The 16,237-nt window shown below is 59.6% G+C and carries 11 protein-coding genes and 2 pseudogenes; 6 read left to right on the top strand and 7 right to left on the bottom strand.

The window, feature by feature from the left end; genetic code table 11:
• Positions 1 to 188 (top strand): annotated as a pseudogene (locus J0F76_RS11820) (IS5/IS1182 family transposase); the annotation flags it as partial.
• 199 nt (positions 189 to 387) lie between these two features.
• On the opposite strand, the gene J0F76_RS11815 reads toward J0F76_RS11820, so the two are convergent.
• Entirely contained in the window at positions 388 to 1,338 is a 951-nt protein-coding gene (locus tag J0F76_RS11815) for a glycosyltransferase (RefSeq protein ID WP_207469671.1), read from the bottom strand.
• A gap of 129 nt (positions 1,339 to 1,467) precedes the next feature.
• Positions 1,468 to 2,707, bottom strand: a pseudogene (locus J0F76_RS11810) (transposase).
• A gap of 599 nt (positions 2,708 to 3,306) precedes the next feature.
• Here J0F76_RS11810 and J0F76_RS11805 point away from each other — a divergent pair.
• A complete protein-coding gene (locus tag J0F76_RS11805) occupies positions 3,307 to 6,042 on the top strand; it encodes a right-handed parallel beta-helix repeat-containing protein (protein ID WP_207469670.1) in 2,736 nt (911 codons plus the stop codon).
• A 37-nt stretch (positions 6,043 to 6,079) separates the two neighbouring features.
• Here J0F76_RS11805 and J0F76_RS11800 read toward each other — a convergent pair whose 3' ends face one another.
• Together J0F76_RS11800 and J0F76_RS11795 are read right to left on the bottom strand one after the other, a co-directional pair.
• Positions 6,080 to 7,051, bottom strand: coding sequence for a ParB N-terminal domain-containing protein (locus J0F76_RS11800; protein ID WP_207469669.1), 972 nt, complete (start codon positions 7,049 to 7,051; stop codon positions 6,080 to 6,082).
• 33 nt (positions 7,052 to 7,084) lie between these two features.
• Positions 7,085 to 8,404, bottom strand: a complete 1,320-nt coding sequence (locus tag J0F76_RS11795) for an AAA family ATPase (protein WP_207469668.1) — start codon at positions 8,402 to 8,404, stop codon at positions 7,085 to 7,087.
• Between the two features lie 586 nt (positions 8,405 to 8,990).
• Between J0F76_RS11795 and J0F76_RS11790 the strand changes: the two genes are divergently transcribed.
• The 4 genes from J0F76_RS11790 to J0F76_RS11775 all read left to right on the top strand — a co-directional run bounded on the left by J0F76_RS11790 (position 8,991) and on the right by J0F76_RS11775 (position 12,598).
• Entirely contained in the window at positions 8,991 to 9,950 is a 960-nt protein-coding gene (locus tag J0F76_RS11790; protein ID WP_207469676.1) for a replication initiator protein A, read from the top strand.
• The gene (locus tag J0F76_RS11785) at positions 9,951 to 10,517 is read left to right on the top strand and encodes a hypothetical protein (RefSeq protein ID WP_207469666.1); all 567 of its coding nucleotides are present in this window, start codon (positions 9,951 to 9,953) and stop codon (positions 10,515 to 10,517) included.
• Positions 10,518 to 10,559: 42 nt separating this feature from the next.
• Positions 10,560 to 11,528, top strand: a complete 969-nt coding sequence (locus J0F76_RS11780; RefSeq protein WP_207469664.1) for a glycosyltransferase — start codon at positions 10,560 to 10,562, stop codon at positions 11,526 to 11,528.
• A 185-nt stretch (positions 11,529 to 11,713) separates the two neighbouring features.
• Entirely contained in the window at positions 11,714 to 12,598 is an 885-nt protein-coding gene (locus J0F76_RS11775; protein ID WP_207469662.1) for a VirK/YbjX family protein, read from the top strand.
• 79 nt (positions 12,599 to 12,677) lie between these two features.
• Here the strand turns inward: J0F76_RS11775 and xrtD are convergent, their stop codons facing one another.
• The 3 genes from xrtD to J0F76_RS11760 form a co-directional block, all read right to left on the bottom strand.
• Positions 12,678 to 14,276, bottom strand: coding sequence for a VPLPA-CTERM-specific exosortase XrtD (gene xrtD / locus J0F76_RS11770; RefSeq protein WP_207469657.1), 1,599 nt, complete (start codon positions 14,274 to 14,276; stop codon positions 12,678 to 12,680).
• Between the two features lie 185 nt (positions 14,277 to 14,461).
• Positions 14,462 to 15,022: a VPLPA-CTERM sorting domain-containing protein gene (locus J0F76_RS21245; protein WP_341351588.1), complete on the bottom strand. Its 561-nt coding sequence runs from the start codon at positions 15,020 to 15,022 to the stop codon at positions 14,462 to 14,464.
• Positions 15,023 to 15,378: 356 nt separating this feature from the next.
• On the bottom strand, positions 15,379 to 15,951 hold the full coding sequence (locus J0F76_RS11760; RefSeq protein WP_207469652.1) for a VPLPA-CTERM sorting domain-containing protein: 573 nt from the start codon (positions 15,949 to 15,951) through the stop codon (positions 15,379 to 15,381).
• Positions 15,952 to 16,237: the final 286 nt, after the last annotated feature.

The raw sequence follows: 16,237 nt of genomic DNA, 5'->3' as shown, positions 1-16,237 counted from the left end.
GACGTCTGGCCAGATGCCCGCTGAAGGGCCGCATCGGCGACGCAATCTTCGCCGTCCTCTGCGCCTGCGGTCACAATATCCGCAAGATCCTCGCCCATCTCAGAACTCTTTGGGTCCTGCTCTTTCACCTGATCGGGGCAATGATCCGGCCCGAAACGTCCCATCAACGCGAAGCATTGGCTGCCTGATAAGGTTGTTCAGAGCCGACTATTTACATGAACAGAACCACTTCTCTACCATGTATTCTGATCGGCTCCATATTTCTGCGGAAGTCAGGTATAATTATATAATTTTATAGTTCCATCGATATTGTGGAGCAGCTCACCTGAGCTGCTCTTCATTTTCCTGAATTATTTTTGGATCAGCCTCAAACATGTTACTTGGCTTTCATGCGCTTTCAATAATCTGCTGCAACCTTTCAGCAGCTGCCTGATCTGAAAAGCTATGGTGAAATCTCTCCTTTGCCTTAAGTGCTAAGCCTTGCCTCCTTGAAACGTCTTCCCACAGGCTTAAAATAGCTAATTTCATGTCTACCTCATCACCAGGCGCAACTAAAAGTCCAGTTTCACCATCGTCAAAGTACCCATCTGTTCCTGGGCAGCGCGTTGCTATCGAAGGAACACCTAATTGCATTGCATTTAAGAAAGTAACTTGCCCAGAAGCTGTCTCCTGATTGGAGATCGGTGTCACGCTTATTCTTGCACGTGACAATAGCTGCATGCACTCCTCAGGCGTTAGAGAAGACATGAAAGTAACATTAGAACTTGAAGGTAAAGCCTCAACAATATCAGGCCGAGTTACTATAATGGTCCGTATGCCGAGGCTATCTACAGCTTTGATAAGCGTTTCATAGTCCCGTCCAGCCGATCCCATCGCGATCACATATGGGTCATCAAAATCTTCAATCCGAGCAATATCCACCTTACCTCGTTGTAGGGGAATGAATTTCACTTTGTCCTTGGGTACCCCTAGATACGAAGTATAACTTTCTACCTCCGCCGGAGAATGAACAACAAAGCATTCTATCTGGTCTGCTACAAAACGTATAGCTGCCCGTCTTCTGCCAAGCCGCAGCGCGCCAAGATTGAAGTTGTAAGCTATAATTCTAACATTACTGCGCGTAATTTTTTTCACAAAGGCAGAACACATTGCCAATTGTGGAAAGCAGGCGATAATTCCATCCGGCCTTTTTCTTGATGCTCTTAAAGATTGACGGAAATGACTGAACCATTCCCGTTTAGATGTGAGCTTGGATTTTCGGGTGTGCCAAATGCCAGAATTTTCTATTGGTGGTACTTTTACAAATTCAATCTGAGGATCGTTAATGAAATCGTCCAACCACTGGTCATTATTTCCACTGAAGAAATGGGCAACAACAGCCCAACGTGCCTTCCCTTTTTTTAGCAAAATCAAACTCCATATCGTCTACAGGTTCTTTCATATTCTATAGGGCATAGGATGTCTGCATTAGATTCCAGAGTCGTTAACTTTTTTGCGGCATGAGTGCCTTGTCAGAATGAAGCGGGATCTCACCCGTTCGACACCGCGGCAGACGGTCTGGGCCATGCCGCCGACGGTCTTGGCCCAGCCAAAGGGTTCCTCGATCAGCTTGCGACGTTTGGTGGACAGGGCATAGCCTATATGCCGTGTGTTGCGTCCGTCGATTGCCGCATGCCGCGCGTGTCTCGGGCAACATGCGGGGTGACGCAGGCCCGGCGCAGATCGGCCACGAAGCCGGCGGCATCATGGGCCTTGTCGGCGCCCGGCGTCAGTTTCCGGGTCGAGCCGGGCGAGTGGCGATGCGGCATGTCCAGCGCGGCCTTCCGTTCGGCATGACCATCGGCCTGTGTCAGGTCGCCTTGAACGATCAGCCCGTGGCGGTGCTTCATCAAGGCATGCCCCCTCAAGCAGAGCATTGCGCCGGTGCCAGGCGCTTTCTTGAAAAGGCGCGCTTCTGGATCGGTCGTGGAGGCATGGATCGCGCGGGTTAGGCTTCTCGCCTCTGACGTCGGCCTCGGCATTGCGGCTGCGATGGGGGAGCGGGGCGTTGCGGCAGTCTCGGGGTTGGTCTTGGCGGTTTGATCGTCGGGACTGTCACCTTGGGCGGGCGGCCCGTCGGGGTCCTCGTCGTCGGGCGGCACGCCCCCGGCCTTCGGCTTGAAGCTTTTCATCGACGCCCAGGCCTTGGTGAGCGTGCCGTCGACCGAGAAGCGATCGTCCGACAAGAGTGGCGCGACGTCGCGATGGGCCAGGATCGCCGCCATGACCGGTGCCGCGACATTTCCGTCCTCAGCAGCCGGTCGAGGTTCTTCGAGAACCCGGTCGGCCTGCGGCCCGGGGCTTCGCCTGTTCAGGGCTGAAATCCGTCCACTGGACAGATTTCCGCGCGCCCTTCACCCCAGACAGGGTCATCGATCCCGAGGCCCACGAACCAACGGAACAGCAGGTTGTACCGCATCTGCTCCATCAGCTGCCGCTCTGACCGGATCGGGAACAGGATCCGGATCAGGCTGGCCCGGATCAGCCGCTCCGGTGCGATCGAGGGGCGGCCGAAATCAACATAAAGCCGGTCGAAATCCGCATCGAGACTGGCGAGCGCGTCATTCACGACCTGTCGGATCTTGCGCAGCGGGTGCCGCGCAGGAATGCGGTCCTCAAGATCGACATAGCTGAACAGCGACCCGCTCGCCTCATCCGTGCCCCGCATGATCACTCCAGCCGTCTTCCTGTCGGTGATGATCATGTTCTGAAAACCGCGTCGAGAGCCGACTAGTTCAGCAGCGTGCTAGAAAGGATCGCGCTATCAAGCCGCATCAAAAACCTAGGCATATACCTAAATATTTATGGCTATGTTTGCTGTTCGATAAAAATGGGAGCCAGTTTAAGGACGTTTCAAAACAGAGACTGGATACGGCTTGGCAGTCGATTGTTACCGAAGGTAATTCAGTATATCCATAGAGTGTAATATAGTAAAGAAATCGGTAAATAAATTCATAGCTTGATAGCGTATCCTGCTTGGCATAAAAGTGAAAGCATGTATCTGATCTCTGAATTTTGTATTTAAACTTAGTTTTATTAATCTGCGTTCTAATGGCAATCTTATTGGACAACGCTGTCATCAAGAGGCTGCACAGCATCTATCCAAAAACATTATCGCAACCTAAAAGCAAGACGATTCTAGATTATACGTAGAAATAAAAAATTTATTTCAATAATTATTAAAAATCTATCTAATACAACCATAAGTTTATCTTACTTTTGCGAACATACGCTTTATAATGAAGGGCATCTTGTCTGGCAAAGAGAATGAAAATGGCCTCTACTATACAAGCTTCGGAAAAACCTTCCGATAGAGAAAAACACTACATTGCCGAAGCCGGTCGCGTCGTATCCATCGGCCTGGATGACAGCGGCCCTGTCGAAAGCGTCCGCATCCTGTCCCAGTCCAGCCATGGTCATGTCAGCGTCAACCCCGACAACAGCCTGTCGTTGGTCCTGAGCGAGGACCCCCAAGACGCCTCGGATACGGATTTCCGCTACGAGATCACCTATGCTGATGGACGGGTTCAAGCGGTCCAAGCCACCGTTGACGTGACGCTTGGTCAGCAAGAGCAGGGCTGGGGCTTGGGCCAAGTCTACATGCTTGCCAAGGACAAGAACGACCAAGTTGTGGTCGAGCATGGCGAGAACCACCGCAAGGTCCATGTCACCGAAGGCGCGCATGGCCTGACCGCGGCCGACATCGCCCGAGCAGAGGGACTGAACGCCAAGGACATCACCGCGACTTGGCTGGCAAAGCATTCCGAATACGGCGCCACGCCCGACAAGGCTCTGGCAACTGATCTCGGGATGCAGTTGTGGTACAACATCACTTCTGACAGGGCCGGCCCCAACTCGCACTGGCTGTTATTTGAAAAGGGGTACGAGTACGATAATGTCGGCCGCCTGATCACTCGCGCCTCACAAGGCGAAAGCGCGCTGAACCCCATGTTCATTGGTGCCTATGGCCAGGGGGAAGATCCAAAGATCACTGGCCCTATCCAGCTTTTCCAAGAAGATACCAGCCATGTGGTTATGCAGGGCCTAGATGTTGGCGAGTTTATGGCTCTTCTGGGTAACAACCTGCTGATGGACCGAATTAGCATTACTGGCGATTACGGTCTGAACGTCCAGAACGTCAATGGCTTCACCTTCATAAATTCTGACGTTATCGATATTGTTCGGGAAAGTCCGATCAATAATGCAGCCACTTGGGAAGCGCATGTCAATCGGATCAGCGGTGTCTATATCGCAAACACCAAAGGCATGCTGCTCGAGAAAAATCTCATTGACCGCAATGGTTGGGCCGAGGGGTATGATCCTAAACTCTCGGGGACATTCCCACAGCCGCCCAGCATGTACAGCCAAAACGTGTATCTTCAGTCCGACAATTTGGACGTCACATTGCGCGACAACATCGTCATGCGTGGGGCATCCTTTGGAGTGCAGGTTCGTTCCGGCGGCTTTGTCGAGGGAAATAGCTTTATCGATAACAATGCAGCGCTGAATTTTCTGGGTGGAGATTACAATGGCGCAGGACCTGTCGGAAACTATACATTACTTCTGGACAATCTGGTCACCTCAGCCGGTCACAAGCGCGTTTCCCAAGCCGAGGGAGCCTTGTCTCAAGGTATCGAAGGGCAGGCATCAGTCCAGAGTTCCTACATCGGCAATATCATCGCTCACTTGGCCGATCCGAACAATCCTGCCGAGCAGGCTCAAAAGAATGTCGTCCATGCTGCTTTTACAAAAGGCAAAAACCCTACTTATGACGATACGATTGTATACAACTGGGACAAGAACGAAGCGCGATCGGCCAATCCTGACCAGAACATTGCAGGGCTTTCCAAGACTATCCTCGATGAAACCACTATCCAGAACTTCGCTGCACAATTACTAGGGCAAAAGACCGCAACGATTTCAGATCTAGCCGATTACCTCCGGGCGCAGGCTTCGGGCAGGTTCGACGGGACTGTTGATGCCGATGTCATCAACGCCTTCTTCCGCAAGGGCTTCGGGCTGGACACGACCCTTCGGGACGAGGCCCAGACTTTGCGCTTCGTCCCCGACGACCGTGGTGACGGCATCCGGTGGGACAACCGCCTGAACTGGTCCACGGGCGATCTGCCCGGCACGCAGGATGGAGACAGCGTTCACCTGGGGGGCAACCGCGTCCTGTTCGGCGCGGAAACCACGATCGTCGATGATTTTATTTTCGGCGATTTTGGCCAGTTGAAGGCTACATCTGGACGACTGGATATCACAGGAGATATCTCCACTAGCAAAACCGGCAACCTGCTGCAGATCGGCAATGCCGGCCAGGTCTGGGTCGACGGGTATCGCGACAGCGATCTGCTGACGATCGACATGACTGGCGGACGCTTTGCCAATACCGGCTCTTTCGCAGGCGAAACCGCTATCAGCGCCGCAGGAGATGCGCAACTTCTTCTGGCAACGTCAGAAGGACGGTTCGATTTGGCCGGCGGCAGCAGCCTGACCGTGACCGGCAGCAAGGCCAAGGTTGGTTTTGACGGCGAAAGCGGCGAAACGGCGACCTTGCAACTACACGAAAAGGCCACCCTCGCCTTTGTCGCGGATGCCACGGGCCTTGGCACGATCAGGGAGTTCCACTCAGGGGCCTTTGAAAGGTCGCAGGTCACCTCGGGGGTTCGCCTCGGCGGAGATCTGGCAATCGACTTGTCAGCACTTAACGCGAAGGCCGGCGGAAGTTGGACACTGATAGATGTCGATCAGATGATCGGGTCCTTCGATGACATCGCGATCACAAGTCTTGGCAAGAACCGCGATGCGCTGGTCCGGATCGATTACATCAAGGACGAGGTCGTGCTGCTGGTCAGCGAGGCAGGCAAGGGCAGCGGCCAGATCCGCACCAACAGCACCGGCGATGCTGATTTCATCGATTATACGCAGGACGCTTCGCTGAAATCCCTCTGGGCCAGCCTGCATGCCGCCATGCCGCAGGTCACCGACGATCCGATCTGACAGATCAGTTTCGCACGCGAAACTTTCGCGTGCGAAACTAGCTGCGCGCTTGAAGCCACGCTGCAAGATCCTGCAGGAAATCTTCGGTCACGCCTTGGCCGAAAAGAACCACCCGGCCGGGACGCGCCTTCATGCCGATGCCCGCAGGAATTTCGGTTTCTCTTTCCTGCGGCTCCTCCATGGTGGCGGCGGAGGGACCGGGCCTGAGCGCCCATTCCAGTATCCGGCGTTCGTCGGAGGCGCTTTCGGGCCGTTCCGCTGCCAGGCGGCCTTGCAGACGACCCGTCAGGTCCGGCACGTCCTGCATGGCCTTGACCAAGGCCAGTCCCAGCTTTTCCGGGATCGCTTCCGGAAAGCGCAGCACGTCGCCCAAGGCATGGTGAAGGGCCACGAAGGACAGGATCTTCGAACGCTTCGGCGCAGGTGAATGCTGGAACAGCATCCTCACGGCGGCGGCCGGGCTGTCGAAGACGCCAAGGCGTGCGGCCTCGTGGGTCAGCCGGCCGCGCTCGTAGAAGGACAGGTCGGCGCGGATTTCGTTTTCCTCGACCATGGCCAGATAGGCCTCGGGGGCGGCATCGAAGGGGCGCAGCAATGCCTTGACGGTGGCAAAGCGCCCCTCGCCCGTATCCTCGTGGAGCGCTGTCAGGGCCGCAAGACGGCGCGCGCCAGATACGAGACCATAGCGCCCATCGGCCAAGGCCACGACCTCGACCGGCATCTGCTGGCCGCGGTCCCGGATGCTGGCTTTCAGCGAGGCCATGTCGTCGGGATCCAGATACATGCGGTCGCGTTGAAGATGCGTGGCTTCGACAGCAGACAAGGGAAGTTCCAGCACCATCCGGCCGCTGTCCCGGGCATGGCGCAGTTCGGCCGCCAGATCGTCCAGGGCAGACTGGGTCGCAGCCTCGGCCGCGATGCGCGCCACCGGGGGAACATGGGCAGGGGCAGGGGTTTCCTCGCCTTCGCCCACCCTGCCGAAGGCGGTCAGTCGTTTGCGTTTGGCCACGCCTTATCCTTTCCCATCTTTTCGCATGCGAAACTATTTCCCCTGCTCTGCCAGTTCCTCGCGCCGCCAGATGCCCAGAAGCAGGGACTTGAAGGCGGCATAGGTGCGGTCAAAGGTTTCCCGGCCCCGTGCATAGGTTTCGCGGTTGAAGTCGCGGTAATCCGCCTCGTAGATGCCATGAACCTGCTCGCCCGCTTGGCCAATCAGCGCCGTGAAATCCTGCCGGTGCGGGGACAGCGAGGGACCCAGATAGGACTGGATGAGTCCCGCCAGTTCCGCCTGCTGGCCGGCATCATAGCGGGTCATCACCGCGCGCACCGCATCCCATTCGAAATGCAGCTCCTCGCGGCCCAGGGCGCGGGCCGCGACATTCTCGCCATCCTCGATGCTGGCGAAGGTGGAATGAAGCATGTCGAAGAAGCGCCCGGTCGAGTCGAACTCCAGGAACGAGGCGCCGAAGGGAACCAGCAGGATGTCGGCTGCGGCCAGACCGTTGATGGTCAGATAGCCAAGCGCCGGGGGCGTATCGAGGAAGATCAGGTCATAGCGGTCGAGAACGCCATCGGCAGCCAACGTCTCGGTCAGGGCGTCCCACAGCTTCCACCCGCGTGAGGCCATCCGCCAGACGGGGATCTGGAATTCCGCCCAGTAAAGGTTTAGCTGCGCCCCGATCAGGTCGATGTTCGGCCAATGCGTGGACCGGATCAGGTCGCCGGCCTTGATCTTCAAGGCATCCGCTAGGCTGTCGTCCAAGGCCACGGGCGGATCGCCCCGGTCGATGCGGCGTTGGTTGTCGATGCGCAGCGTCTCGGCGTAATGGCGGGCCAGCAACGGAAAGACCGTCTGCCATTCGTCCTCGACCTGCGCCCCGAAGATCGAGGACAGCGAGCCCTGGCTGTCCAGGTCGATCATCAGCACCCGGTAACCATCAAGCGCCGCCGACATGGCCAGATGTGCGCAGGTCGAGGTCTTGCCGACCCCACCCTTGAAATTCGCCACGGCCACGATCTTGGCCGGCAGGCCCTTGGGGCGATAGGGCAGGTATTCCTTGCTCTTCGATCCTTCGGCCCCGAAATGGGCCCGCAACCTTTGCACCTCGTCCAGGGTGAACCATTTGGCGCCCGCCTCGGTCTCGGACCGGCCCTGCGGCAGGTCGGGGTTATGGCGCAGGACCCGGCGGAAATGCTGGGGAGCGACCGGGATCAGATAGCGGGTGATCTCCCAGGTGGAGAACAGCCGCAGCTTGCGATCCCCGTTTTCCTCGAGCCCGCGACCGACCAGATCCTGCCGCCCCCGGCGATAGTTCGCGGCGATCTGCGCCAGCCCCTCGGTGTCGGTGGGACCGCCCAGCATCGTCAGGGCCCGATCCGGCGAGATATTGAAATAGGGAGGAGTATCCGCTCCGCTGGTCACTGCTCTGCCCTCATGTAACGTTTTTTTCAGATCATACCCAAAAACGCGCTACACGCGAGGGATTTCGCAACCTTTCTGCTGTTTTCTAAGCAAAACCTGTCTTTCCACAAGTTCCTCCTGTTGCGCTTCTGCCATCCTCCTCTTTGTTAGATGGCGTTAGCTTATAGTTAAGCCTGCGCCCTCACCCAACACATGACACTAACTTATTAATTTATAATGATTTTCCTGATTGTTGCAAAATCATGGTGAATCCGATCCCACGATGATCTGAATCCGATCCCACGTTGCCGCGATTCCGATCCCCCGAAACATCGGCGCGCTCTTCTCCAGCCTCGCTGGACGCGCGGCATGGGGATAATTAGGATGGTGTCAATGAAACGACGAACCCGGCGGATCATTCAGAACCGCCTGAAGGGATCGCAAGAGAGCAGCAACCCGAAAGACCGGCGAACCGGCAGGGCGGGACAGGAAAGGGCAGGAAGTGGTTCCAGCATCCTCCACGGGGACGGCGGCCGAGGCACGCCTGATGCAGGACTTCTTTGTCTGCGATTTCTTCGCGGCAGTGCCCAAGCACGACCTTGCCTCCATGGAGCATCCGATCTTCTCGCTTTCCACCCGGCCCGACCGGCGCGTGGTCAGCTATGACCACAACGGCACCACGCTGACGGTGACGCCCAGCGTCAAGGGCCGGGCCACGATCTTCGATGCCGACATCCTGATCTTCTGCATCAGCCAGCTGATGGCCGCGCTGAACGTCGGTCGCGCCGTGTCGCGCAAGCTGACCCTGACCGCGCGCGACCTGTTGCAGGCCACCAACCGCGAAACCTCGGGCGATGGCTACAAGCGGCTGCGCGACGCCTTTGAGCGTCTGGCCGGCACCCGCATCACCACCAACATCGTCACCGGCGACCACGAGATCACCTCGGGCTTCGGGCTGATCGAAAGCTGGGAGATCGTCCGGAAGACCCGTGGCGGCCGGATGGTTGCCGTCGCCGTCACCTTGTCGGAATGGCTGTTCAATGCGGTGCTGTCCCGATCCGTCCTGACGCTGAGCCGGGACTATTTTCGCATGCGAAAGCCGCTGGAGCGGCGGATCTATGAACTGGCCCGCAAGCATTGCGGAAGGCAGGCGGAATGGAGCGTCTCGGTCGCCACTCTGGCCAAGAAGACCGGATCCACGAGTCCCGTCCGGGTTTTCCGCGCCATGCTGCGCGAGATGATCCGCGAGAACCGGCTGCCCGATTACGTCCTTTCCGAGGAGCCGGGCGACATCCTGCGCGTGGCCCCTCGCGCGGCGGTCATCGAACCCGGCGAAGGCCCGCATCTGCGCCCCGAGACGCTGGACCAGGCCCGCGCTCTGATTCCCGGCGACGATGTCCATGCGCTTCAGGCCGAATGGCGCGCCTGGTGGGCCACGACCGGCCGTCCCCGGCTGCGCAGCGCCGATCGAGCGTTCCTGGGCTGGGTCAGGACAAGAGGCACCTGAATGATCGGATGCGTGCTGACGCGTTGGCAGCCGGTGATCGGCGATCCGACTTGGCAGGGATGGGCGACCGTTCTGGTCTATCTGGCAACCATGGGCTTGGCTCTGGCCGCCGCCAGCCGGACGCGCCCGGCGGCCACCCAGGGGCGCGAGCGAACCTTCTGGCTGATCACCGCCCTGATCATGGCCGCCCTAGCGGTCAACAAGCAGCTTGACCTGCAATCGGCTCTGACGGCGGCAGGGCGCTGCCTGGCGCAGGCCCAGGGCTGGTACGACCGGCGACGCCCGGTGCAGATAGGGTTCCTGGTGGGACTGGCCGTGCTTGCCCTGCTGTTTCTGGTGATCCTGCGCAAGCTTCTCCGGGGCAGTCTGTCGCGCAATCTCCTGCCCATCTTCGGGCTGGTCTTCGTCTGCGCCTTTGTTCTCATGCGGGCGATAGGCTTTCACCATGCGGACCGGCTGCTGGGCCTGCCGGTTCTGGGGTTGCGCGCCAATACCGCCCTGGAATGGATCGGACCCGTGCTGATCTCGCTGGGTGCCGTCCGGCTTCTCCGGTCCGGGGGGCGTTGAATGCCGTTTGTCTTGTTCCCGCCTGTCCTGTAAATCCCGGCCATGTCCTCCCGCATCGCTGTCATCATCATCAACTATGGCACCGCCGATCTGGCCATTGCCGCTGTGGACAGCGTTCTGGCACGGCAGCACGGCGGCTACCCGGTCGAGGTCCATCTTCTCGACAACGCGTCGCCCGGCGACGACGCGGCCGTCCTGTCCGAAGCCCACGAGGCGCGGAACTGGGGAAACCGGGTCCGGCTGTGGCTTGAAACGGAAAACCACGGCTTCGGGCGCGGCAACAATCTGGTCCTGCGCGCCTTGGCCGGCAGATCCTCGCCGCCCGATTACGTCTTCCTTCTGAACCCCGATGCGGGGCTGCAGAACGAAGCGATAGCCATTCTGGCCGATCGCCTGGACGCCGCCCCGCAGGCCGCCGCGGCGGGGGCGGCGATCGCGCTGCCCTCGGGGCGCCCCGTCACGGCCGCCTTCCGCTTTCCCTCGGCGCAGAGCGAGTTTGCCCAGGCCGTGAACCTCGGTCCTGTCAGCCGCTTCTTCGCGCGCTGGATCGTGCCCCTTCCCCCCGATCTTCCCGAAGGACCTGTCGATTGGGTGTCCGGCGCCGCGGTGATGATGCGCCTTTCGGTGCTGGAGCAGTTGCAAGGCTTCGATCCCGACTTCTTCCTTTACTACGAGGAAGTCGAACTGATGTTTCGAATGCGCAAGTCGGGGCATGACATCCTTCATGTCCCCGCGGCCAAGGTCCTGCATGCGGAAGGGGCCGCAACGGGCGTCGGCCGATCCCGTCGCAAGCCCCGTCCCGCCTACTGGTACGATTCCTGGCGACTTTACCACCTCAAGACGCAAGGCCGCGTGAGAACCATCATTTCGGGACTGGCCTGGATGGGGGGCGCGGCGCTCAACGTTCCCTTGGCGGCATTGCGCGGCCAGGAACGGCATGCGCCCGAAAGGTTCTTCGGCGACTTCACCAGGCTGGTGATGCGCCCGCTGCTGCTTGGCCCCCGCCCGTGAGGACCTGCCGGGCAGGGCAAGGGTCGCGATCAATGCAGGGGGTTGACGAAAAAGCCTGTTGCGTCGAGGCATGCACAAGCGGGAATTGAAACCAGACACGACATGACTCCTGAAAAGCAGGGGTTATGGCCGGGCGGGAACGAGGGAACATGGCGGGTGACACGCTTGGGCTTCTGAAAAGGGCCATGCCTGGCATTGCGTCCGGCAGCAGCCTGGGGGCGGTCAAGATGCGGCTGCGGGTGCTGGCTTCGGCTTGCGGGCACCGCAGGCAGCTTTCGGACCTTGCGCGAACGACATCTCCGGCATTGCGCCGGATCCTGCAGGAAAGGCCTGCTTCCGCCCTTGGCCTGCTTGTCTGGCCCTATCTTTGCGCATCCTGGGACGTATCCGAACGCCTGGCGCGACTGAGCCGGCATTACCAGATCATCGATCTTCTGGGACCGCCCTTTCCGTTTTCGGTGACCGAACGGCTGGTGCTTCTGGATCTTTCCGACATCCATCCCGGGCTGCGGATCGTGATGGACCAGCCGCAATGGTTCATCCGCGAGGGCGGGTTGACCCTGAACCTCTTTGTCGAGGATTTCCGCGCCTACTCGCTGGCCTTTTCCCTGGGGGACCACCCGGCCGACGGCATCGACTGCCTGATCGGTTCCATCCAGGGCCGCAACACCGACGAGGCGCTGGCGCTTTATCGCGACCTGACCAAGGCAGCCCACGGAATGCGCCCGCGCGACCTGCTGATCGAGATCTGCCGCATTCTTTGCCGGCATTGGCAGGTCCGGCGGTTGCTGGGCGTCCGGGACAGCCAGCGCCATCACCGCCACGGCTTTTTCGGCGGAAAGACCATCGCGCCACAGGATTATGACGCGATCTGGCAGGACCGCGGCGGCGCGGTCGAGGATGAATGCTTCTACCGGCTTCCCCTTGCCCCCGATCGCCGCAACGAGGACGAGGTCAAGCCCAACAAGCGTTCGCTTTATCGCCGCCGCTACGGCTTTCTCGACCGGCTGGAGGCAGAGATCCCCGAAAGGCTGGCCGAAACCCGCCCGGTTGTCTTCGCGGACAGATGAAGCCCCAGGCCCGACCCGGCAAGCCGGAAGGACCCAGCCCCAAGCAGGGGCGGCCCTTTCGGTGGGGGCGGATGCCCGCTTATTGGGGAATGAAGCGGGGCAGGGGGTCGATCACCGCGCGGGTCATGTCCAGCAGGCGGGCTTCGGCGGCATCCTCGGATTCACCGGCATTCATCATGGTGGTCAGGCGGACGATGCCTCCGTCGGTCTGGCCGGTGCGGATGCCGTCGGCCAGAAGATAGAACTTGGCGGCAAAGTCCCAGGCCACCCGGCGTTCGCCCTGCTGGAACCAGTAGAAGACCATCATCCGGGCCTCGCCCTTCTGGATGATGGCGCGGTTCAGGGGAAACGATCCCTCGGTGCCAAGGCGGGGGGCGATGTCCACGCGCTCCAGCTTGGCGATCTCCCATCCCGAGGCGGGCAGGCAGATCTCGGGCGAATGGACGCCGCCCTTCGACTGGTCGTTGTAAAAGGCCATGAACAACCCGACCGGGGGCGTTGCTGCGTCATGCGTCATGGTCACCTGGCGATAATCGTCCGCGCCCAGGGTCCTGGCGACATCGGGGGTCAGCCGTTCCTCGGGGCCGCGCTGCTGCCAGTCGCCCAGTTGCGTGGGGAACATGGCAAAGGCGCTGCGCTGGGCCGGGATGCTGCGGTTCTCGGGCACCATCTGCCAGGCCGCCAGCGCGGCAAGGCCCAGGCCCGCGGCCGCCACCATCGCGGCCGAGGGCCGGACCAGCCGGATCCGGGACGCCTGCGCCAGCAGCCCCGAGGTATCCAGGTCAAGGGCATCCGCCAGCCGGGGTCGGCCCGGATGAAACAGCAGCATCAGCCGCGCCAGGCCGAACAGCAGCACGATGCAGATGATGAAGATCACCCATCCCTCGAAGAAATGGGTGAATCCCTCCAGCCACTCGATCCCGTAGACATTGGCGATGATCCCGGCGGTGGCGATGCGGACCGAGTTCATGAAGACGGTGATCGGCACTGCCGCCAGCAGCAGCACCGCCTTGTGCCATTTCGGACCCTGGTAGAGCACCGCGAAGATGTAGGAAAACGACATGATCGGGAACAGGTAGCGCAGGCCCGAACAGGCTTCGGCCACGTGCAGGCGCATCACGCCCAAGTCGATGATGTTGCCTTCCAGGAAGACCGGGACCGACAACAGCTTCAGGATGCCGACCCCGATCTCGGACGAGATCATCTGCAGCCCGGTGGACACCTTGTAGTAAAGGACGCCGGGCAGCGGCAGCATGTAGACGAGGTGCAGGACCGAGGGCCAGAAATGCCTGCCCCGCGACCATCCCATCGTGATAAGGATGATCCCCGCCACCCAGACGATCATGGCATAGGCCACGATGTCGTCCACCTGCGACAGCTTGCCCACGGCGCCGAACAGGAAGGCCAGGGCGATGACGGCGACGCCCGGCCAGCGATCCGGAACCGGGCCATCCTGCGGAGGATACTGCTTCAGCTCGCGCAGGAACATCAGCGCCGACAGCACCGGGATCAGCGGGCCATGGCTGTATTCCGGCGTCTGCCAGGCCAGAAGAAGGGCATCCAGCCCGTCGATGAAGAACCAGCCTGCCGCGACCGTCGCCAGGGCCAGCAGGAAGATCCCCGCTGCGTTGAAGGACGACCGGTCCCCGAGGGATACGATATCTTCGCTGGAAGCCATGAACCAATAACCTTTTCAAACCGGCAAAAGAGAGAGGCCGACTCTCTTGGGCGTGACCTTACCCTGTCGGGGTGAAGGTTTCATGTTGTCCATGCAGACAAGTTGGTCAAATTTCCGGGGGCCATGCCGGCAGGCAGCAAAAGGCCCGCCCCGGACGGGCGGGCCTTGCATTCCTTCACAGTCGATCAGGCCGACTTGCGGCGGCGCAGCGCGGCAAAGCCGCCCAGGCCCGCCAGCAGCAGCACACCGGCGGCCGGAACCGGAACGGCGGCGATCGACACCATGCCGATGTCCGCGCCGTCATAGCTCGAGGTGTTGGCAAACTGCTCCTTGGTCACGTCCACCAGCTTCAGATAGGTGAAGCCGCTGTCGATCCGGAAGCTTGCGAAGCCGTTTTCGTTGGTGATCACCTTCGAAAAGCCGGTCGCGTTCTTGTTGGCATCAAGGGCGACCAGTTCGAAGGCCTCGTAGTTCTTGTCGATCGAGGTCGGACGGGTAAAGGTGATCTCGTAGACCGAAACGTCGCCGGCCCTGAAATCGGTGCCGAAGCCCAGGGTCACCGAACCGCCCAGACCCAGCGAGTAGAAGGTGTTCTTGTTGCCGTCGATCAGGTTGGCGAGGTTCTTGCGATCATTGGCCTCGCATTTCGCCTTGTCCTTGGTTCCTGCAAAGGTGCAGGTTCCTGGGACCACGTCGGAATAGCTGGTTGCGTTATAGGTTGCTGCCTGAACGGCGCCGGCGGTCACGACCAAGGCCGCAGCGGCCACGAGAGACTTGAAAACGTGCATTAATCACCTGTCTGGAACACTATTCGGCAGCGCCGAAGCATATAAACCTTTACAGATTTTGAACGAAACAAACAAGAAATTGAAATCCGTTAACCAATCTTTTCCAGGTTTTAATGGAATTTTCCGGAAAGAGATCTCGTGTGGCGAAAGATGCTTCTTAGCGGTTCTCCCTCAGGGAGAAATTTCTTGGACAGACCGAAATGCAGCCCGTTCCTGGCCAGGTTCTTGATTCGAGATACGGCTGTGCCGGCAACAGGAAAAGGCCCGCCTTGACGGGCGGGCCTTGCAGGTCTTGATCGTCGGATTGAACCGGCTCAGGCCGTCTTGCGGCGGCGCAGCGCGGCAAAGCCGCCCAGGCCTGCCAGCAGCAGCATGCCGGCGGCCGGAACCGGGACCGGGGCGATGGCGACGCTGTCCACGTCGAAGCCGTCGTCGCTCCGGGTGCCTTCGAAGAAAGACTTGGACACGTCCACAAGGCGGATCTGGTCGAACGATCCGGCCGAACCGCGAACGGTGTTGTTGCCGCTGACATTGTCAAGGGTGCCGAGGAACCACTGAGTGTTCGACTTCGAGTCCACGGCATAAATGTCGGCCGCTTCGCGGTGACCGCTGCCCAAGCCGCCGCCAAAGGTGATCTCGAAGACCGAGACGTCGGCAGTGTGGAAGGGCGCATCCTTGAAGCCCAAGGTCAGCGAACCGCCCAGACCCAGTGAATAGAACTTGCCGTCGGGGCTGCCGAGAGCATTTTCCTTGATGCTGCGGCTTCCGGTCTGAGGTCCCCCCTCGAAGGCCACGACCTTGTCTGCATAATAGACGGCGGCATTCGCAACGCCGCTGGCGGCCATTGCCAGAACCGAAGCTGCGGCGATTGTCTTGAAAACGTTCATTGGTCACCCTGTCAAAAAACATACCCGGCAAGAACCGAGACATATAAAGCTTTATGGATATTGCGCAGGCGCAGCAAGCAAAGGATCAAGAATTAACCATTGTTTCACAAACGGATGTGATGATTATCCGGCCTTATCGCCTTGCAGGAATTTTCAAGAAAAAGATTTCACTCATAGGTAGAGTTGACCTTGCGGCGTCCGGACGCGGACAATCCTGCCTGACTTGTGATTCGCATCTGGCCGCGCCAGAAGCGGTCCAGCCTTTGCGTAAACAAGGACCGCTGCC

The organism is Paracoccus fontiphilus (assembly GCF_017356265.1).
Lineage (GTDB): Bacteria > Pseudomonadota > Alphaproteobacteria > Rhodobacterales > Rhodobacteraceae > Paracoccus > Paracoccus fontiphilus.
The sequence above is the reverse complement of the archived record's forward strand: the minus strand, read 5'-3'. Positions and strand labels throughout refer to the sequence as shown.

Excerpts from the sequence above, each read along its gene's own strand:
- J0F76_RS11785 (WP_207469666.1), top strand. The coding sequence starts at position 9,951 with ATGATCGGATGCGTGCTGACGCGTTGGCAGCCGGTGATCGGCGATCCG.
- J0F76_RS11775 (WP_207469662.1), top strand. The coding sequence starts at position 11,714 with ATGCCTGGCATTGCGTCCGGCAGCAGCCTGGGGGCGGTCAAGATGCGG.
- J0F76_RS11790 (WP_207469676.1), top strand. The coding sequence starts at position 8,991 with ATGCAGGACTTCTTTGTCTGCGATTTCTTCGCGGCAGTGCCCAAGCAC.
- J0F76_RS11795 (WP_207469668.1), bottom strand. The coding sequence starts at position 8,404 with ATGCTGGGCGGTCCCACCGACACCGAGGGGCTGGCGCAGATCGCCGCG.
- J0F76_RS11780 (WP_207469664.1), top strand. The coding sequence starts at position 10,560 with ATGTCCTCCCGCATCGCTGTCATCATCATCAACTATGGCACCGCCGAT.
- J0F76_RS11760 (WP_207469652.1), bottom strand. The coding sequence starts at position 15,951 with ATGAACGTTTTCAAGACAATCGCCGCAGCTTCGGTTCTGGCAATGGCC.
- J0F76_RS11805 (WP_207469670.1), top strand. The coding sequence starts at position 3,307 with ATGAAAATGGCCTCTACTATACAAGCTTCGGAAAAACCTTCCGATAGA.
- xrtD (WP_207469657.1), bottom strand. The coding sequence starts at position 14,276 with ATGGCTTCCAGCGAAGATATCGTATCCCTCGGGGACCGGTCGTCCTTC.